General features: G+C 54.8%; 18 protein-coding genes. 7 read left to right on the top strand and 11 right to left on the bottom strand.

The features are described from left to right. Positions 1-35: 35 nt before the first annotated feature. The 5 genes from RUDLU_RS0112565 (at position 36) to typA (ending at position 5,075) form a co-directional block, all read left to right on the top strand. On the top strand, positions 36-1,316 hold the full coding sequence (locus tag RUDLU_RS0112565; protein ID WP_019988744.1) for a metallophosphoesterase: 1,281 nt from the start codon (positions 36-38) through the stop codon (positions 1,314-1,316). Between the two features lie 91 nt (positions 1,317-1,407). After that, complete coding sequence (locus tag RUDLU_RS0112560; protein WP_019988743.1) at positions 1,408-2,268, top strand: dienelactone hydrolase family protein; 861 nt, start codon at positions 1,408-1,410, stop codon at positions 2,266-2,268. 99 nt (positions 2,269-2,367) lie between these two features. Continuing rightward, a complete protein-coding gene (locus tag RUDLU_RS29680; RefSeq protein ID WP_152125123.1) occupies positions 2,368-2,688 on the top strand; it encodes a hypothetical protein in 321 nt (106 codons plus the stop codon). 155 nt (positions 2,689-2,843) lie between these two features. After that, positions 2,844-3,053 (top strand): hypothetical protein, encoded by a 210-nt coding sequence (locus tag RUDLU_RS0112555; protein ID WP_019988742.1) that lies wholly within the window; start codon positions 2,844-2,846, stop codon positions 3,051-3,053. 207 nt (positions 3,054-3,260) lie between these two features. Continuing rightward, positions 3,261-5,075, top strand: coding sequence for a translational GTPase TypA (gene typA, locus RUDLU_RS0112550; RefSeq protein WP_019988741.1), 1,815 nt, complete (start codon positions 3,261-3,263; stop codon positions 5,073-5,075). Positions 5,076-5,170: 95 nt separating this feature from the next. On the opposite strand, the gene RUDLU_RS0112545 is transcribed toward typA, so the two are convergent. The 7 genes from RUDLU_RS0112545 to RUDLU_RS0112515 form a co-directional block, all read right to left on the bottom strand. Further along, a complete protein-coding gene (locus RUDLU_RS0112545) occupies positions 5,171-5,356 on the bottom strand; it encodes a hypothetical protein (protein ID WP_157580181.1) in 186 nt (61 codons plus the stop codon). 157 nt (positions 5,357-5,513) lie between these two features. Further along, positions 5,514-6,092: a hypothetical protein gene (locus RUDLU_RS0112540; protein ID WP_245581668.1), complete on the bottom strand. Its 579-nt coding sequence runs from the start codon at positions 6,090-6,092 to the stop codon at positions 5,514-5,516. A gap of 17 nt (positions 6,093-6,109) precedes the next feature. Beyond that, on the bottom strand, positions 6,110-7,423 hold the full coding sequence (locus tag RUDLU_RS0112535; protein ID WP_019988738.1) for an LVIVD repeat-containing protein: 1,314 nt from the start codon (positions 7,421-7,423) through the stop codon (positions 6,110-6,112). Positions 7,424-7,608: 185 nt separating this feature from the next. Continuing rightward, complete coding sequence (locus RUDLU_RS0112530; protein WP_019988737.1) at positions 7,609-8,043, bottom strand: META domain-containing protein; 435 nt, start codon at positions 8,041-8,043, stop codon at positions 7,609-7,611. Positions 8,044-8,056: 13 nt separating this feature from the next. Next, entirely contained in the window at positions 8,057-8,527 is a 471-nt protein-coding gene (locus RUDLU_RS0112525) for a hypothetical protein (RefSeq protein ID WP_019988736.1), read from the bottom strand. A 14-nt stretch (positions 8,528-8,541) separates the two neighbouring features. Beyond that, complete coding sequence (locus RUDLU_RS0112520) at positions 8,542-10,269, bottom strand: anti-sigma factor (protein WP_027303002.1); 1,728 nt, start codon at positions 10,267-10,269, stop codon at positions 8,542-8,544. 2 nt (positions 10,270-10,271) lie between these two features. Further along, positions 10,272-10,838, bottom strand: coding sequence for an RNA polymerase sigma factor (locus RUDLU_RS0112515; RefSeq protein WP_019988735.1), 567 nt, complete (start codon positions 10,836-10,838; stop codon positions 10,272-10,274). A gap of 105 nt (positions 10,839-10,943) precedes the next feature. Between RUDLU_RS0112515 and RUDLU_RS0112510 the strand changes: the two genes are divergently transcribed. Both RUDLU_RS0112510 and RUDLU_RS0112505 read left to right on the top strand, forming a co-directional pair. Continuing rightward, on the top strand, positions 10,944-11,816 hold the full coding sequence (locus tag RUDLU_RS0112510; protein WP_019988734.1) for a sugar phosphate isomerase/epimerase family protein: 873 nt from the start codon (positions 10,944-10,946) through the stop codon (positions 11,814-11,816). 30 nt (positions 11,817-11,846) lie between these two features. After that, positions 11,847-14,705: a PVC-type heme-binding CxxCH protein gene (locus tag RUDLU_RS0112505; protein ID WP_083940573.1), complete on the top strand. Its 2,859-nt coding sequence runs from the start codon at positions 11,847-11,849 to the stop codon at positions 14,703-14,705. A gap of 9 nt (positions 14,706-14,714) precedes the next feature. Here the strand turns inward: RUDLU_RS0112505 and folK are convergent, their stop codons facing one another. The 4 genes from folK to RUDLU_RS27410 form a co-directional block, all read right to left on the bottom strand. Beyond that, positions 14,715-15,197, bottom strand: a complete 483-nt coding sequence (folK, locus tag RUDLU_RS0112500; RefSeq protein ID WP_019988732.1) for a 2-amino-4-hydroxy-6-hydroxymethyldihydropteridine diphosphokinase — start codon at positions 15,195-15,197, stop codon at positions 14,715-14,717. After that, entirely contained in the window at positions 15,169-15,948 is a 780-nt protein-coding gene (locus RUDLU_RS0112495; RefSeq protein WP_019988731.1) for a TspO/MBR family protein, read from the bottom strand. Before RUDLU_RS0112495 ends, folK begins: the two co-directional genes overlap by 29 nt. Before the next feature lie 114 nt (positions 15,949-16,062). Then, entirely contained in the window at positions 16,063-18,051 is a 1,989-nt protein-coding gene (locus RUDLU_RS0112490) for a CHU_0125 family OmpA-like outer membrane integrity protein (RefSeq protein ID WP_027303001.1), read from the bottom strand. 137 nt (positions 18,052-18,188) lie between these two features. Then, positions 18,189-19,616 (bottom strand): FG-GAP repeat protein, encoded by a 1,428-nt coding sequence (locus RUDLU_RS27410; protein WP_157580179.1) that lies wholly within the window; start codon positions 19,614-19,616, stop codon positions 18,189-18,191. Between the last annotated feature and the right edge of the window lie 7 nt (positions 19,617-19,623).

The following is a 19,623-nucleotide window of genomic DNA, read 5'->3' as shown; positions in this document are numbered from 1 at the left end:
CGCACTGACCGGCCGACTCGTAAGAACTCCCGAATATGAATCGTATCCTTTTTTTTCTGGTCATCAGTCTGGTCTTCCTGTTTATCGACTGGTACGTGTATCAGGCCATCCGTACCGTTAGCCGGAGCCTGTCTGATGAGGCTCAGCGCATCATCGCCCTCGCATACTGGGGCTTTTCGGCCCTGTCGGTGGGGGTGTTTCTGTTTATGCAACTTTCCCCGCCCGATTACTTCGACCGGCATACGCGCACGTTCCTGTACGCGGGAGTCATGATTCCGTATTTCTCGAAGGTCATTGCCGTGCTCTTTATCTTTATCGACGACATCGCGCGGTTTTTCAGGTGGGTGGTTTCGCTCTTTTACCGGCCCGACGTGCGCGAAGCTGCCGACGATGTTACCCGCCCAACCATGCCCCAAACCGATGTAATCAGTCGGTCGGATTTTTTGATGAAAACGGCACTTGTGGCCGGGGCTGTGCCGCTGGTAAGCCTCACGTGGGGTATTCTGTCGGGCGCGCACGACTACCGCATCCGGCGGGTAAAACTGGCCCTCAAAAACCTGCCTTCGGGGTTTGAGGGGATGCGTATCGCGCAGCTGTCAGATATTCACTCCGGCTCGTTTTTCAATAAAACAGCGGTGAAAGGGGGCGTTGAGATGCTCCTGAGCGAAAAGCCCGATATGGTATTTTTTACGGGTGATCTGGTCAACAATACTGCCAATGAAGTGGAAGACTACCTGCCTATCTTCAGGCAGGTGAAAGCCCCGTTGGGTGTGTACTCGACCCTAGGTAACCACGACTACGGCGATTACGTAGCCTGGCCCAGCCAGCAGGCGAAACAACAGAATCTGAACAACCTGAAAGAGGCTCACCGGCTGATGGGCTGGAATCTGCTGCTCGACGAAAACCGTGTATTCACGCAGAACGGCGATAAGATTGCCCTGATTGGTATCGAAAACTGGGGGGCTGGCGACCGTTGGCCTAAGTATGGGAATCTGGCCAAAGCCTATGCCGGTACCGAAGAGTACCCTGTTAAACTCCTTCTGTCGCATGATCCCAGCCACTGGGATGCACAGGTGCGGACTCAGTTTCCGGATATAGATGCCATGTTTGCCGGGCATACGCACGGTATGCAGTTCGGGGTGGAAATCGGTGACCTGAAGTGGAGTCCCTCGCAGTATGTGTACAAGCAGTGGGCGGGGCTCTACCGGCAGGGCGAGCAGCAATTGTACGTAAACCGGGGCTTCGGGTATCTGGGTTATCCGGGCCGGGTGGGTATTTTGCCCGAGATCACGGTCATCGAACTCGTGAAGGCCTAAAACCCCTTTGTAACCGGTTTGTTTAGTATTTTACGGGCTAACCTAACCGTTGGCCCGTATTTCGAGTTTACGTTGAAAACTATCGTTCTCTATGAAAATTGTTTTTATCTCACTCGTTTCGCTGGTGTTTTCGCTGTTAGCACCTACCGAAATCAAGCAAACGAATACAGCTACCATTCCACTCTGCCACGGGGGCGCAACCGACATGGCCGATTTTGCCGGGGACCCCGCTTTCCGGGCACAACACGCCGAACCGCTGCCGTTCAATTACGTGAGCGCAGCCGGCGAAATGATTACGTTTAATGCACCCGATGGCAAGGCGGCCAACGGATTCCTGCTCAAAGCCAAAAAGCCCTCCAACAAGTGGCTGTTTGTGTATCAGGAGTGGTGGGGTCTGAACGACTACATTAAGAAAGAGGCTGAGAAATTCCATGGTGACCTGTCAGACGTAAACGTGCTGGCGGTCGATATGTACGATGGGGCCGTAGCGACCAAGCAGGAAGATGCCGCTAAGCTGATGCAGGGCGCCGACAAAAACCGGCTGAACGCAATTATCAAAGGGGCTATTGCCTACGCCGGGCCAAAGGCCGAGATTGCCAGCGTGGGTTGGTGCTTTGGCGGAGGGCTGTCGTTGCAGTCGGCTATTCTGGAAGGAAAGCAGGCCAAAGGCTGCGTGATGTACTACGGTTTCCCCGAGATGGACGTTGAGAAGCTTAAAACACTCCAAACCGACGTATTGGGTCTGTTTGCGAGCAAAGACGGCTTCATCTCACCCAAGGTAGTCGGGCAGTTTGAGGAAAACATGAAAAAAGCGGGTGAGAAAATCGAGGTGAAAATGTACGAGGCCGACCATGCCTTTGCGAACCCGAGCAACCCGAAATTCGATAAAGAGGCTACCGAAGACGCGTACAAGCGGGCTCTGACCTACCTCAAGAGCCGGTTGAAGGCCTAATCTAAACTTTTTTGCCCATTCAGTAAGAGCCCAACTAAACGTTGGGCTTTTTCGTTTGTCTAATAGGTGCATGATGAAAAACTAACGCACGTATAAGTCATGAAACTACTGAAAAGAGGCTCTTTGCTGATGGTTGCATTACTGGCGACGTTGCTTACCAGTTGTGGGCCAACATACGTCAACACCCGGGCGGGCTACGGCCATCGACCCGGCTATTATGAGCGCCCGTATTACGGGTATCGCCCCTATGGTCACTACCGCCGTCCGCCGGTTATTGTGCAGCAGCGAACGTATGTGGTGCCTGCACCGCGCTACAAATACAAGTCGAGCCCCGGAGCCCGTTACGGTAACCCCGGCAACGGAAATGCGTACGGGAACCGGAGTCGTGGCCCTCGGGGAGGCTCACGCGGACCGAGGTAACACATAAACCTGGTTTTGGAGCCTTACCCCGCGGGGTAGGGTTTTTTTGTGGCCGAGGGTCCCGGTACTCGCCTGGAAAACCGGTAGCTTGGGTTCTGCATCAGAATGCGCTAATTTTATCCCAAAATCGTTTAGTGTACAAAGAGACGTAGGGCATGAAAAAGAACGTGTTATTTCTGGTTGCTGTGGCTACGGTGGTGCTCGCTGAGGCACCTGCCAGCGCGGCCGTAAGTCAATCGGCTGAGACGACGGTATCTGCTAAAGAGGAAATGATTTTCAAGCGGAAACGGAAAGGCTTCCGAAAGAAGAAAGGTTTTATGTGGGGGCTGTTCAAAAAGAACGACTGCGGTTGCCCGAAGCATTAACGAAAAGCGTGGTTCAATGCCGCCATAACCTACCTGAGATATGGGCCTTTCGCTGTTAAAAATGTGACGCTGGGCGGGTGGGTTAAAAGCCAAATTGAATAATAATAAGGCCAATCAAGCATCAGGGGCTTAATTGTCATTAATAAATTGTAAAAATCTGTTTTTCAGCGCAGAATTGCGTACCTTTGCGGCCAGAAAAACAGCGATATGCAGTCTATCCGAAATATTGCCATTATTGCCCACGTTGACCACGGCAAAACAACACTGGTCGACAAGATTATCCACGCATCAAAGCTCTTCCGCGAGAATCAGGAGTTTGGAGAACTGATTCTGGACAACAACGATCTGGAGCGTGAACGCGGCATTACCATTGTATCCAAAAACGTGTCCGTCCGTTATAAGGACGTGAAAATTAATATCATCGACACGCCCGGTCACAGCGACTTCGGGGGTGAGGTGGAGCGCGTATTGAAGATGGCCGATGGCGTTTGCCTGCTGGTCGATGCCTTTGAGGGCGCCATGCCCCAAACCCGTTTTGTATTGGGTAAAGCCCTCTCGCTAGGTCTGAAACCCATTGTGGTGATCAACAAGGTTGATAAAGAAAACTGCCGCCCCGACGAAGTACACGAGGAGGTGTTCGACCTGATGTTCAACCTCGGCGCTACCGAAGATCAGCTCGATTTCCCGACGGTGTACGGCTCTTCGAAGCAGGGTTGGATGGGCCCCGATCCCAAAAAACCAACCGAAGATATCACCTACCTGCTCGACACCATTGTGGAGACCATCCCGGCTGCACCTGTTGTAGAGGGAACCCCACAAATGCAGGTGACGTCGCTCGATTATTCGGCGTTTGTAGGTCGTATCGCCATTGGGCGGGTTGTGCGGGGTACGCTCAAAGAGGGTGCCAACATGGCCTTAGCCAAAGCCGATGGTAGCATCAAGCGGGTTAAGATCAAAGAACTGCAATTGTTCGAAGGGCTGGGTAAGCAGAAAGTAGCCGAAGTAAATTGTGGCGACATCTGCGCCGTGACAGGTCTGGACGATTTCGAGATTGGCGATACCCTCACTGACCTCGAAAACCCCGAAGCCCTCGCCCGGATTTCGGTGGATGAGCCGACCATGAACATGTTGTTCACGATCAACAACTCGCCTTTCTTCGGTAAAGAAGGCAAGTTTGTGACGTCGCGCCACCTGCGGGATCGGTTGTTTAAAGAAACCGAGAAAAACCTCGCCCTGCGCGTACAGGAAACAGACCGTGAAGATCAGTTCCTGGTATTTGGCCGGGGTATTCTGCACTTGTCGGTTCTGATCGAGACTATGCGTCGGGAAGGCTACGAACTCCAGGTAGGTCAGCCACAGGTACTTTACAAAGAAGATGAGAACGGTCAGCGCCTTGAGCCCGTCGAGACACTGGTTGTCGACGTACCCGAGGCAACAGCCGGTAAGGTAATCGAACTGGCTACGCAGCGGAAGGGCGAACTGCTCATCATGGAGCCTAAAGGCGACCTGCAACACCTTGAGTTCGAGATTCCGTCGCGGGGTTTGATTGGCCTGCGCTCAAACGTACTTACGGCAACCTTTGGTGAGGCCGTCATGACGCACCGGTTTAAGAGCTTCGAGCCGTACAAAGGAGCCATTCCTGAGCGGATCAACGGTTCACTCATTGCCATGAACAGCGGTCCGGCTACTGCGTACTCAATCGATAAGCTTCAGGATCGGGGTGTGTTCTTTGTCGATCCGGGCGAAGAGGTGTACACCGGTCAGGTAATCGGTGAGCACAATCGTCAGAATGACATTGTGGTAAACGTACAAACCGCCAAGAAGCTCACCAACATGCGGGCTTCAGGTTCGGACGATAACGTGAAGATTGCCCCCAAAATCAGCTTCTCACTCGAAGAGTGCCTGGAGTACATCCAGAAAGATGAGTATTTGGAGGTAACGCCCAAGTCGATGCGGATGCGTAAGATTTACCTCGACGAGAACGAGCGTAAGCGTAATCAGAGCAAGTTTGAGGTGGCTTAAGCAACCCAAACAAATCATACGTAGTAAAACAGAAAGCCCCAACTCCTGCGAGTTGGGGCTTTCTGTTGATGTTGGTGTGCGGTTCGGTCTGCCGGTTAGAAACGGGCCATCTGCATCACTAATGATTTGTCCGACTGAGCAAATGCCGGTCCGGTGTTTGGCTTCTGGAATGGCTGAACACTGGCCGAATTAGCATTCACGTAGGCCGTCTGACGACGGGTCAGCTGGTAGCAAAGCATAAATAGTAAGCTGCCGATTAGAAGCAGAACAATGTTTTTCATAACAGTCTGGTCAACGCGAGTAAGAAAAACAAACTTGTATGTCTCTGGAGTATTCATATTCACTATTACGAACGACAAGGTTCGGGTCCTGTTTTAGGTTATTGAGCCAGTGGCCAATAGCGATGATAAAGTGCAACTATTTGGTAACATCGTTCAATCAGAGACTGACACCGACCCGAATCGAGAGCCGGTTGTAAATCCGGGTTTCGTCGCGCTTTATCTCGCCCCACCGTAGCGGCTTCTCCACCTGAGCCTCCTGCCGCTTGTAGCTAAACGTCACCGTGAAGCCGCCCTTACCGGGTTTGCCAAGCCGGATTCCCACGCCGGGGTTAAGCATCAAACCTCCCCGAACAGTGTACCCGGTCGAGCTTTTATCGAACCAACTAAATCCGTACCCAGCATCGGCGCTAACAAACGCACTCAGATTTTGGTCTGAGGGCCGGGTGAACTGATACCGGGCGCCAACGCCCACCGGTGTCAGCAAAGCACCGGTGTACCAGTCCATTCCCACTAACCCGCCAACAGCCACCCGTTTGTTCAGACGAACGCCGTTGAGTGTCTGAACCGACAGGTTGGTGCGGTTCTCCACCACTTCGTTGAGGTTGGCCCCCGAAACCACCCGGCCAAACAGCCCGCCCACCTCGCTATGATGGAAAAACGGCCATTTTGAGCCAACTGACTGAGCTTGTGACGCCGAAAGTGGCCATAAGACACACAAGTAAAGCAAAAGTTTCACGCCCTTCATACGAGTTTTTAGCTAATGGCGTTGGGTCTCTTTACCGGTATTTTGCTCATCAGCCGCAACTGCTTCGGGTTACTATAGTCGTACTGATAGAATCCATCGCGACCAATCATGAGTAACGACTTATCCAACGGTATCACATCGTACGCGTCGATGTCTTTGATATGCTCCCGCAGGTTTTTGTCGATGTTAAGGGCGTCACTGGCGTCGAATGATTTGAGCCCGTAAGCGCCCTCGCAGATAAACAGGTTCGGGAAGTCGACGCCCAGGCCGTGCGGGTTGCGCATGGGGTAGCTTTTGATGAGTTTGGGGTTGAGCAGGTTCGAAATATCGACTACATCGAGTTGGTTTGTAAAGCCCTGACAGGTGTTGCCCGAGCGGAGGGTAACGTAGGCTTTGTCTTCATGCACTACCACCGGATCGCAGACGCGGGCGTGCTGGAATACCGACAGGCGTTCGGGTTTTTCGGGGTTTTTGTTGTCGTAAATAAACATACCCGTTTGTGACCCAATAAACAGCTTGTCTTTGTAAGGGAAAATGGTTTCGATACCCCATCCCATCTGGATTTTGTTGCCCACCTTCGGGTCGGCCGGGTTTCGAATGTCGAACAGCTGCATTTCGGTTGAGTTGACCGTGTACAGGTAATTGTTGTACAGGGCAAATCGGGCCATAGACCCAGCCGTGCCGTTGGTCGATTGCTGCTGACCACCGCCCCCTGATGTCGACGGGGCCGCATTCATCATACCGCGTGTATCGAAAAATACCGCGCCACCCCACCAGCCGCCGGTTGGGCCTACGTTGTCCTGGCAATTGGTTTGCACCTGTTCGGTCACGTAATCGACCCGCTGATCCTGCACATCGCCGGTGGCCTGATTGATGTACCAGTAGCCGCCCTCAAACTGCCCGTTGGGGAAGATGTTGTTGACCCGGTTGACGGGACGGATGTTTTTCACGTCGCTAATATCGAACGCCACCAGATCCATGTAACTGTCGGCGTACAGAATGTTATTGCGTACGGCCATATCTCCATTGCCCGGAATCCGGATAAAGCTCACCATTTGCGGGGCATTAGGGTTACGGTTGTCGATTACATGGATGCCTTCTTTGAGCTCATTGATAAACAGGAAGCCGTCTTTCGTGTAAATTTTGCCGGGTTTCTGGAGCGTGCGTGGGGCCTCGGAGCCGATACCCTGCCGTACCTGTGCCAGGGTCAATGTAACGGGTGTGAATCGTCGGAAAGTGCGGGTCTCGGTACACTTGTCTGTACAGGCTACCCCAAAAAGGGCCAAAAAGAGCACCGGTATTGAGTAGAGAATTCGCTTCATACAGAGCATTGATTAAGGATATAACCACAAGAGTCCGAATCGATGTAAACGGTTGGAACGCAAGCGAAAAAAACAAAAAATCGTCCGGCGGCCTTCTTGCCACCGGACGATCGATCTTGCACAAAAGAGTCGGTAAAGAGGATTGGGTGATTTCGCTAAAAAGCATCCAATCGAAAAAAGGGGGGTTACCTGGTAAACTGGAGCAAGGGCCAGTCTGGGTGAGCCGAGTGCAACCGGAGCTTTCCGGCTACCAACTCTACCCGGTTTACCTGCTGCAAGCTTGTGAAGTACGTATTTTCGGTTCGCATGGCGTCTTCGGGGCCGCCCCGCTTGGTTGCGCCCACACTACCCACTTGTGCCGAGCCGTCGGTTCCAACAGCAGCCACTGCTCCGTAGGAGTTTACTGCCGATAGGCCGGTGAGCTGATATTGCGTGAGGCCTCCCTCGGTGCTTTTGAGCGCTACCTCCAACGTAATCTTGTATGGAGTGGCGGGGCTACTGAGTGTCCAGTTGCCCAAGGGGCTCGTTGCATCAGTGGGGGAGATAGCTGTGCCCGGTCGGTCGCAGCTGCTGAACGAAGCCAGCAGCAACCAGAATATGCTCAGAAGTATGGGTTTCATGGTTGAGTATTGGTTAGTTACACGTATCAAATTCAGCTCGCTGAGCGCGCAAATCCCGTACAAGTGCCTCGAAGCCGGGAATAGTTTTGCCGTATTCAAACTCTACTCGGTGGGTCTGATCGCCCAGTTGCAGCTCGATGAATTCGGCACCGCCATCGGCACAGTCGGGGCAACCGAAACGCTTCGGGAGTCTCTGAAAGGCGTCGAACCGGGCCATGCTTTTGAGGTTCATTGCCTTTTCCTGGCTGATGGCACGCTGGCATGACTTGGTCGGGTAACGTTGCTTATCAATATGGCTTTCCTGGGTGAAGATAGCCTTGGTTCCTGCCAGCTCAAGTCGTTTCACGCAGTATCCCATGCACATGCCAAATGAAGTCCCCGACCGAACCACCAGTTCGTCGGAGACGGGGTCGAGGGCGGTGGCGGAGTCACCACACTGGCTGGCTCCGGTGAGCAGCAGCAAAAAAAGCAAGAGTGGTTTCATGACAAATTGTATGGTTAAAAATGGTAGTCCAAGCCCACGCTGACGCCCATAGTCTGGGGTCGAATGGTCAGATCGGAGCTTTCGCGGGTGCCTCGCTGTAGCGCCTGCTGAAAGATCCCCGCCATAGAAGCCGACCAGCGGCCGGTGGGCCGGTACCGAAAACGCAGGCCTGTTGAAGCCGAAAGCGTTACGGGCCGGTACACGCCGTCGCTGTTGGTGACGCTAATCTGATCGTTTACAGTGTTGCGGACAAACAGGTTGGTCAGGAGACCGCCCAGCAGCGACATGCCAAACCGCTTGCGGGGCCGGAGCTGAAAGCCCATCTGCACGGGTATCTGTACAAACGTGTAATTGTTGGTCAGGTTCTGCGCTATCTGTGCATCATAAACATTGCTGTTCTGCAAGGGGTTCGAGGTGCCTCCTTTGGATGGCGTGTTCGAGGTCCGGTCGTTGGATGTGCTCGGCCGGCTGTTCTGCAACACATCGGCGTAGAGGCTCGACGAACGATTTGCGCTGCCAACCATGCTTGCTACGAGCGTCTGCGTAGGGCTTACCACCGTCGACCGGGCCTCCAGATACCCAACGCCTGTTTCAATAGACCACCGCTCGCCCAGCTGACGTCCGGCCGAAATCTGGTACGCAATAGACCGGTTTGGCTCACTCTTGAGCGACAAGTCGGCAACCGCTGCATTGCCCAGTTGCGCAAAGGCATTGCCGTACGTTGTCAGGGCTGGTTTGAGCCCAACCGTCGGGTTGAACGACGAAGGGGTAACGCTCACCGACGCCCACTGTTCGGCTTTTTGTCGGCTCTGTGTCAGTTCGGCCGGAGCCGATAGGTCTTCGTCCGGCCGGAACCAAACAATCCGCTGGGTGCCATACATGGTATTGGGCCGAAACGGTCGGGTGTCCAGACTGGCAATGGCCACGGGCTCGGCGACCGATGAGGCACCTTGGGCCACTACCGGGTTTGAAGCTGCGGGCGGCAGGGCCGATGCCGTTTCTGTTGTTTCGTTCACGCGGGCGATAGCCAGCTCATCAGGGGGCGTTCCGGCTGGGCCATCCAGAGAGCGAGGGGGCGTTGGTACCCCTCCTGCCCCCGCCGTAGCCCGGCGGGGCGTTTTGGAACCTGCGCCCTGGTTTTGGGCCAGTGCATCGGTTGGGTTTCCGGTCAATCCTGCCGGCACGTTGCCGATGTCGGCGTTTTGGGGTTTACCCGCCTGCGCGATTACGGCCGGAGAGTCAGCATCCGACACCCGTGGGCTTGGTTCCGACAAACCCGCCGGAGCCTCTACCGGGGCCGACCCTTGCGGAGACGAAAGGCGCGTAGGGCGGTTTCCTCGTGCGCCTGTCTGGGCCAGCTGGTTCGCCGGGGTTGGTTGCACGCCAGGTTCGGCTTCAGTTGGTCGGGCCACGTTTGGTCGGGCCATGCTTGACTCGTTGGTGTTTGATTGGGCCGCTACCGACGGGGCGGCCTGCATGGGGTGGTCGCCCGCATTGCGCAGACTCCACCAGCCAACCAGCAGCAGAGTTACAACGGCAGCCGCACTCCACGCCCAGGTAGCCGGGCGGCTCCAGAACGGAATAACCACCACCCGATCGCGGTCGTCTTCGTCCAGCTCTCGTTCAATGGCGTCCCAGACACGGGGCGGTGGGGCCTCGGCGGCTTCGTCGAAAAGCCGCCGAAGGTCCGGGTCGCCGGTACCTTGCGGGGGTAAAAAGGTATATTCGTCGAATTCAGCCATTGTCAATTTTTCTGTTCTGCCGGGCGGGGTTCGGTAAACCGGCCGTCCGATTGAATTTTATGTTGTAGCAGAGCGCGGGCTCTGGCGTATTGCGATTTGGATGTTCCTTCCGAAATGTTCAGCAGCTCACTAATTTCGGGGTGGTTATACCCCTCAATAGCGTACAGGTTAAATACCGCTCGGCAACCCGGTGGTAACTCCTGAATCAGAGCCAGTAAATATTGATAGTTAAGGGTTGGTAAACTCTGGTCGGCCTGGGCCAGCAGAGGAGCTAACTCCTCAATGTCGGTCGATTGGCTCCAGGGCTGTTGGGTGCGGATGTACTTCAGGGCGGTGTTGATCACGATCCGCTTAAGCCAGGCTTCAAGCGGGCAATCGAACCGAAACTGATCAATAAACCGATAAATCTTGATAAAAGCTTCCTGCAATACGTCCTCGGCGTCGGTGGCATCCTTGGTGTATCGTTTGCTGACGACAAAGAGCTTACTGGCAAACCGCTCGTAGAGCTGTCGCTGCATCGCCCGGTCCTGTTTTCGGCACCCTTCTACCAGATCATATTCGCTCAGCATATCAATGTTGACACCATAAAGATTCCGCTCACCGCCAAAAGGTTGGAATGGGGTAAAAAAAATGTAAAGTTTGAGATGTAAACGCTACGATCAGCCTGTTCCTTTATGAACCGCAGAACCTTCTTACAACAAGCCGTGACCGTAACCGGGGCGTCGGTGGTTTCGCCCATCTTAGCGGAATCAAGTACTGCCAACAAGTTACAAAGAAAACAAAACTTTCTCATTGGTGCCTGTGATTGGTCCATCGGGGGGCAGGCTTCGCTCAAGGCGTTCGATACGGCCCGGCAAATCGGGTTGGACGGCATTCAGGTGAGCCTCAACTCGACCAAAGACGAGGTCCACCTGCGCGACCCTGCCCGGCAGGCACAGTACCGAGAGGCCGCCCGGCAAACAGGTGTGCAGATTGGCGGGCTGGCTTTGGGTATTCTCAACGAGGTGCCGTACAAGTCGGAGGCCCGCACCGAAGTTTGGGTGCAGGATAGCGTCGATGTGGCTAAGGCTCTGGACGTAAAAACGATTTTGCTTGCTTTCTTCGGGAAAAACGACCTTAAAAACGATCCCAAAGGCACACAAGCTGTCATCGACCGGCTCAAAGCAGTAGCGCCCAAAGCCGAAAAGGCGGGTGTTGTGCTGGGCATTGAGTCGTGGCTGTCGGCTCCCGAACACCTGGCCATTATCGAGGCCGTGGGCTCTCCTGCCGTGAAAGTGTACTACGACGTTTGCAACTCGACCGTGATGGGCTACGACATTTTCCGCGAAATGCGCGACCTCGGCACGCAGTACATCTGTGAGGTGCATATCAAAGAAAACGACTACCTCATTGGGCAGGGTGTCATTGACATGAAACGGGTGCGGGCTACCCTCGACGCCATCGGGTATCGGGGCTGGCTGCAACTCGAAGGGGCGGTGCCCAAGGGTAAGCCTATGCTCGAAAGTTACCTCGAAAACAACCGGGCGGCCCGGCAACTGTTTGGTTAACGTCTGTCTATCCTTCTCCCCACTTCCGCCATGAAAACCCTCCTGAGTCTACTTCCTTTGCTGTTATTGTGCCCGGCCGCCCGTCCGGTCGAAGGCCCCGAAACGCTTTATCTCCCCGATGATCTCGAAGCGACGCTCTGGGCTGAGTCGCCGATGCTATATAACCCTACTAATATCGACGTTGACGCCCGCGGCCGAATCTGGGTGACCGAGGCCGTTGATTATCGAGACTTCAACAACAAGCCCGAAACCCGCCTGAACCATGCTGAAGGCGAGCGGGTGGTGATTCTGGAAGATACCAACGCTGATGGTAAGGCCGACAAACAAACCGTGTTTGTGCAGGACAAAGAACTGGTGTCGCCCCTCGGAATTGCGGTGCTGGGCAATAAAGTGTATGTGTCGGCCGCGCCCAATCTGTTTGTGTACACTGACCAAAACGGCGACGATAAAGCCGACAAGCGGGAGATATTTCTGACGGGCTTTGGTGGTCTCGACCACGACCATGCCTTACATGCCCTTGTGGCCGGGCCTGATGGCAAATACTACTTCAATACCGGAAATGCCGGGCCACACGTAGTAACCGACAAAGCTGGCTGGACCCTACGCTCGGGTAGCCTGTACGTGGGCGGAACTCCCTACAATAAAGTTAACCGCGGTAATCAGGTCAGTGACGATGGCCGGGTCTGGGTAGGTGGTATGGCCCTGAGGATTAACCCCGACGGTACCGGCCTGAAGGTCATGGCGCACAACTTCCGCAATAATTACGAAACCTGCCTGGATTCGTACGGTAATATGTGGCAGAACGATAACGACGATCAGGTAGTGGCCTGCCGCACCAGTTGGCTCATGGAAGGATCTGACGCGGGTTATTTCAGCAAAGACGGCACCCGGTACTGGCAGGGCGACCAACGGCCCGGTCAGCCGATTCCGGTGGCTCACTGGCATCAGGAAGACCCCGGTGTACTGCCAGCGGGCGACATTACCGGGGCTGGCTCGCCCACGGGCATGGTGTTCTACGAAGGCGATGCTCTCGGCCCCGCTTACCGGGGAATGCTGCTGAGTTGCGAAGCCGGTCGGAATGTGCTTTTCAGCTACAAGCCGGAGCCGCAGGGGGCTGGTTTTCGGCTCGACCGCACCGATTTTATCAGCACGTTCCCTAAAGTCGATAGTGAGTACAAATGGAACGAGGTGGCTGATGATACCCGTAAATGGTTTCGACCGAGCGACGTGGCCGTGGGGACCGACGGTGCCCTGTACATTGCTGATTGGTACGACCCCATTGTGGGCGGGCACGCCATGCGCGATAAAAAAGGCTACGGCCGTATTTACCGCATTGCCCCCAAAGGTCGGCAATTGCGCTCACCCCGGCTCGACCTGAGCCGCATGGCGGGCCAAATTGAAGCGCTCAAAAACCCGGCCGTGAACGTGCGGGTATTGGGCTTTGAAGCTCTCCGACAACAGGGCGAAAAGGCCGTGAAGCCCGTGGCCCAACTCCTGAAAGCCGATAACCCCTATGTGCGGGCACGGGCCGTCTGGTTGCTGGCCCAACTGGGGGCAAAGGGGCAGAGTAAGGTGAATGAACTCCTTCAAAACCCCGACGCTCAGCTGCGGCTCACGGCATTTCGGGCTTTGCGCTCGCAGGGGGGCGATGTGCCCGCCCTATGCCGTCAACTCGCTGCTGACCCCTCGGCAGCGGTGCGCCGGGAGGTAGCCGTTGCCCTGCGCGATGTACCCTATACCCAGTGCAATGATATTCTGGCCACGTTGATTAGACAGTACGATGGTCAGGACCGGTATTATCTGACAGCCCTCGGTATTGCGGCCGATGGCAAGCAGGAGGCCGTATTTGAAGCCCTCCGTCCAGCCTTGCCTACCGATCCGGTAGCGTGGGATGAGAAAACGGCCAACCTCGTTTGGGAATTGCATCCGGCTGGTAGTGTGGGTTTGCTGGCCCGTCGGGCAGGGGCTGCGTCGCTGTCTCCGGTGGCTCGTCGGCAGGCTATTACGGCTCTGGGTTTTATTAAAACGCCTGAAGCTGCCCGGGCCATGCTCAATTTGGGCAAAGCAACCGATACCACCGTGGCCCGGCAGGCTGCTTACTGGCTCAACTTTCGGCGCGGAAACGATTGGGCTAACCTGCTGAACTGGGAGGAAGCGATGCCCACCCAGCTGACGCCCGCCGAGGAGAAAGCGAAGCAAATGCTCACGCTTCGGCAGCGGTTAATGGACGAGTACACGTCGGAGACGGACAAAGACAAAATTGTGCGGCAAATGGCGCAGGATACCGAAGGGGGCAAGTTGCTGGTTGGGTTAGTAGCCGATAAAAAACTGCCCGAACACCTCAAAAAACGGGTTGGCACCTTGATTTTCCAGAACCCCGAAGCGAGTGTCCGAACCATGGCCGAGGCTTATTTTGAGCGGCCAGCCCTCACGGCCTCGGGCGGTGCCGGGAAGACCCTCTCAGTGGCTACTGTTGCATCGCTTCAGGGCGACCGGGGCGCGGGGGCTGCAGTGTTTGGGGCGAGTTGCGCTACCTGCCACAAGCATGGCGGGCGTGGGGCCGAGATCGGTCCTGAGTTGACCCAAATTCACAATAAGTTCGATAAAAATGGCTTGCTCGATGCTATCATCAACCCCAGTACCGCCCTGGCTTTTGGGTACGAGCCCTGGCTGCTGACCACCAAAAGCGGCCAGACGTATTACGGGTTTCTGATTTCCGACGGAGCGCAGGCCGTGGTTATAAAAGATGTTGCTGGTCAGAAGCACACAATTCCCACGGCCAAAATTGCATCGCGGAAGCAGTACACCACCAGTCTCATGCCCGACCCCGCTGCGCTGGGTTTGTCGGAGCAGCAACTGGCCGATTTAGTTGCGTATCTGTTGAAATAGCGGTCCTGTTTACCCCACAAACCGACTCACCTCGCCGGTATCGGGGCACTGTTGCAGGAGTTCGGTGCTGGTTTGGTGCAGTACCGGATGAACAAAATGGGGGGCCAGCTCGCACAGGGGCACGAGCGTAAACCGGCGCTCGTGCAGGAGTGGGTGGGGGAGGGTCAGCCGGTCGGTTTGGAGCACCGTATCGGCATAGTACAGTAAGTCAATATCAATGACACGGGCACCCCACCGGTGCAGCCGCACGCGGCCTAAAGCTTGCTCAATGGCCTGTGTTTGCACCAGCACATCGGGGGGGGTAAGCTGCGTGTCGAGTTCGAGAACCTGATTCAGGTAAGTGGGCTGATCGGTTACGCCCCACGGTGCCGTTTCATACAGGCCCGATGCCCCTACGAGTGGCCCAACAGCCTGGACCAGCCGGGTCCGCGCCTGGGCCAACGTCTGCACACGGTCGCCCAGATTAGCGCCGAGCAGGAGGAAGAGCTGCATAATTTGTGTTGTAGGTAATCAGGGCGAAGCCGGCCAGAATAACAGCCCCTACCACGCCCGCCCAGGCAAACAAGGGTACGTACGGAACGCCCTTCTGCTCGGCAGCAATGGCGGCATAGGCCCAGGCAAATACCAGGATATAAAAGGCACTCCGGTACCGGTTGAACAGAAACACGCCAACCAGAAAGGCAATCACCAGCACAGCCGCAGCCCAGCCAGCTTCGGGGAGTAGGTTCAGGTCGAAGTTGGTCGATTTAAGAAAGACAGCCACGTTGAGAATAGTTGCTACCGTAAGCCAGCCGAAATAAATAGAAAACGGCACCCGCGCCAGCCACAATTCGCGCCGACGCACGCGGGTTTTTCCCACCTGTAACCGATCCATGGTCAGCAACAGGCTCACAAACATGACCAGAATCACCAGTAGGGCCAGCCCAATTTGCTCATTGTTGAAAATCGGGCTCCAGATCGCATTGCCGATTCCGTTCAGGATAATCCACGGCCCGGCGGCCCGGAAACGCTCGTTGTCGCGCTCAGACGGTAAAGCCTGAAACACCGCAAACGCCAGCAAACCCAGAAAAATGACGCCCCAGATGGCAAAGGCATACCCCGCCGGGGTAATCAACGTCTGGTATTTTCGCGAAATGTCGCCGTTGGTGGTGTCGGCAAATACACGAGCGTTGGAGAGGTAATTCATCACCAGCAACGAGATGATGACAAACACGGTAAGGAATTGGCGGAGTCGGTCGTTCATGGCGGTAAAAGGGTAGTGAGTAACGTAAAAAATGCGTAATCGCTAATGTAGAATAAAACCGGGCAAACGGCCATCCGGTTTATTTTCATTAGCTATTACGCATTACGCATTACGTTAATACTCCAGAATCTTGAACTCAGTCCGGCGGTTACGCTGATGCTCCTCTTCGGTTTTGGCGTTTTTCACAATGAGTTGGGTTTCGCCGTATCCCTTAGCCGTCATGCGGCTCGCGTCAATTCCTTTCGATACGATATAGTCGACGGCGGAGCGGGCCCGGTTCTGCGACAGGCGGATGTTGTACGCATCCGGCGCTCGAACGTCGGTATGTGAGCCCAGCTCGATACGGAGCGTTGGGTTGTCTTTCAGAATCGTGACGAGCTTATCGAGTTCAAGGGCCGCATCGGGGCGGATGTTAAACTTATCAAGGTCGTAATAGATGTTCTCCAGCACGAACGTCTTGTTCAGTTCGACCTTGTCGAGCCGCAGCGCCACGTTGAAGGTAGTGTCGGTTTCGGGTTTGGTCAGAAAAATCTGCGGAATACTCCGGCCCTGCATGGTAAAGGGCTCCCGGCGGGTGAGGTACCCCCGGCGTTCGGCCAATACTGAATACTCTTTGCCTTCCTGCAACGGATACTTGCCAAACGTACCCGGCTGACCGGTCACCACTTCGGCAACGGCTTCGCCCGTTGCTTCGTCGATGATACGCACCCGGGCCGAATCGAGCGGGGCCGGGGTTGGCTCGTTGGTCGCTACAGTACCCGCCAGAAAATACCGGACAATTTTGGGGGCATCGGGTTTCGGATCGTTCTGAGCAATAGTGGTTGTCGAGCTCTCGGGTGTAGTAGCGTCGAAAAAGTACAAATCGTCGTCGCCTTTACCACCCGCCCGGTTCGAAGCCAGAAACCCTTTGCCGGGCTCCATGAGCACGTAGCCAAAGTCGTCGGCAGGCGAATTGACGGGTTGCCCCATGTTTTCGACCCGGATTACCCCCTGCGAACGGGTTGCCACAAACACATCGAGTTTGCCCAGACCGGGGTGCCCGTCCGACGAAAAATACAACTTGCCGTCGGCGGCTACAAACGGAAACATCTCGTCGCCGGGGGTATTGATGTCGCGGCCCATGTTGACTGGGCGGCTAAACCGACCCGACGCATCCATGTTGGTACGGTACAGGTCGATACCTCCCGCGCCATTGGCTCGGTTCGACGCGAAGTAGAGCGTACGCCCGTCGGCCGAGAAAGCGGGTGAGCCGTCCCAGGCCGTCGAGTCACTGATCGGGAGTCGCTGCGGAGCGCCCCAGGTACCATCGCTACCCAACCGGCTGATAAACAGGTCGACATCGAGCCCGCCTTTACGCTTACCGTTATTGCCACGGGCAAAAATCATGGCTTTGCCGTCTTTGGTAAACGCCGGTGTCCCTTCGTTTACATCGCCCTGAAACACGTTGTTGCTAAACGGTTGGGCCGCATTGCCGGTTTCGTCGGGGGCCTGATTCAGTTTTACCTTGTACAGGCCCAGCATAGGCAACCCGTTGTTTTTGTACACCATGTCTTTACGGGAGGCCGTAAACACTAGTTCCTCGCCCCGGATAACAGGCGCAAACTCCGAACCCGGTGAGTTGAGGTTGCCCATATTTTTGAGCACGAGGTCGGTTTTCTTACCCGCAATGGCCTCTACGGCCCGTAGCGTGCCCAGTTCGCGTTGCGCTTTGTCGAGGCTTACCTTGTTGGTCGGCTTACTATCAACGTACTGTTGCAGATGCTTGAGAGCCTCGGCGTATTGACCCTGTGCTTTAAGGGCGTAGGCTAAGTTGAGGTGTGCATCGGGCTCAATACTACCGGCTTCGAGGGCTTTTTGGTAGAAGGGAGCCGCTTCGGCAAAGCGGTTCGACAGGCGGTACGACTCAGCCGCGTAGTAATTCACTCGCTTGGGGTCAATATCGCCTTTGGCGGCTTTCTCAAACTGAGTCAGCGCCAGGTTATATTCGCCGGCATCGAAATGTCGTACGCCTTTTTTGTATGCCATCATCGCTGAGTTACAGCCCGCAAGGCCGACCGTAACACTCAGCGCCACCAGTAACAAACGGGAAGTACTGATTCTCATATCTTTTGGAAGGAAAATGCACCACTGCGCCCAAGATAAACAAAATCGGGCGGGCACGGTTTACAATGCCTTACTTTAAACGATAAAAGAATGCCGGATATTGGATAATGCCGACCGGATTTTGGCCCGTCAATGACTTAATCTACCGTTCCAAATCCGACTTTGCCCTTGAGGTTTTCAAACCCATATCCTCCAATAATGAAGCTCCCATTGGAGATGCCGACTGCAAAGCCATAGTAGGTTCTGGAAGGGCTATTATCGGTTATCCGGCGAATTTGAGTCCAGGTAGAGTTAATTCGTTGGAATAGATAAGCAGCACCTTGTAAAATATTGCCGTTAATGGTTTTGGAGCTCGCGCCAATTAGCACATAGTCACCCGAAATGGCCACGCCTGACCCAAAATTATCAGGTGAAGCTACGTCACTCGCCGTCAGTCGGATCTGTTGTGACCACGCGTTGCCATTGCGGGTAAACACATAGGCTGCTCCTCCTTGATTAATCGTTGCATTGATTACTTTATATAAAGCCCCTACAACCACATAGTCCCCGTCTATGGACACACTTCGGCCAAAAAAATCGTTGTTAGCTCCATCACTGGCGGTAAGGCGGGCCTGCTGTGTCCAGGTGCCTCCTCCTCTGACAAACACATAGGCTGCTCCCTGATACGAATTGCTTCCAATAGTTTTTTGAGAGGCCCCTATGACAACGTAATCACCTGAAATAGCGACGCTGCTACCAAAATAATCTCCGAGGGCTCCATCGTTGGCTGTAAGGCGAGCCTGTTGTGTCCAGGTGATACCACTACGGAGAAATGCATAGGCTGCACCCTGATTCGTATTACTACCAACGGTTTTCTGATTCGCCCCCACGATCGCGTAATTACCGGATAGAGCTACACTAAAGCCAAAAGAATCATTGGCTGCTCCGTCGCTGGCAACCAGCCGGGCTTGTTGGGTCCATGTGGTACCACTACGGACAAATACATAAGCAGCACCCTGATTAGTGTTTGAACCAATTAGTTTTCTAATCGCTCCTACGATGATGTAGTCACCTGAAATAGCTACATCATAGCCAAAATAGTCATTAGCTGTACCGTCACTGGCGGTCAGTATAGCCTGTTGTGTCCAAGTATTACCAATACGGATAAATACGTAGGCGGCACCTTGTCTGGCGTTAGTACCGATAGTTTTCCCATAAGCCCCTACAATCGCATAATCGCCCGAAATCGCTACAGAATAACCAAAATTATTGTTGTCCGCTGCGTCAGAGGCTGTACGCTCAATAGGCAAGAGATTATTGGTATTCGTTGTAGCCAGAGGGAGCCAGTTCTGTCCATCGTGCAGAAATAGGGTACCTTTATCCAGGTCAAAAACCAATAAGCCCACGGCGGGGCTGGCAATGGCATTGCGCTGGGCTGTACTCAGGCGCGGTATCAGTAAACCTTGATTATTGGTTGGGCTTTTCAGGTCGAGAACGGCCGAGGGATGGGGCTGCCCACCCATGCCAATCTGGGCGAGCGCCCCGGCAGTCAGCCCAAGCCAAAAGAATAGGAAAAGTGTTTTCATACCAGGC

Source organism: Rudanella lutea DSM 19387 (genome assembly GCF_000383955.1).
GTDB lineage: Bacteria > Bacteroidota > Bacteroidia > Cytophagales > Spirosomataceae > Rudanella > Rudanella lutea.
This window is presented reverse-complemented; position numbering and strand designations above follow the sequence as displayed.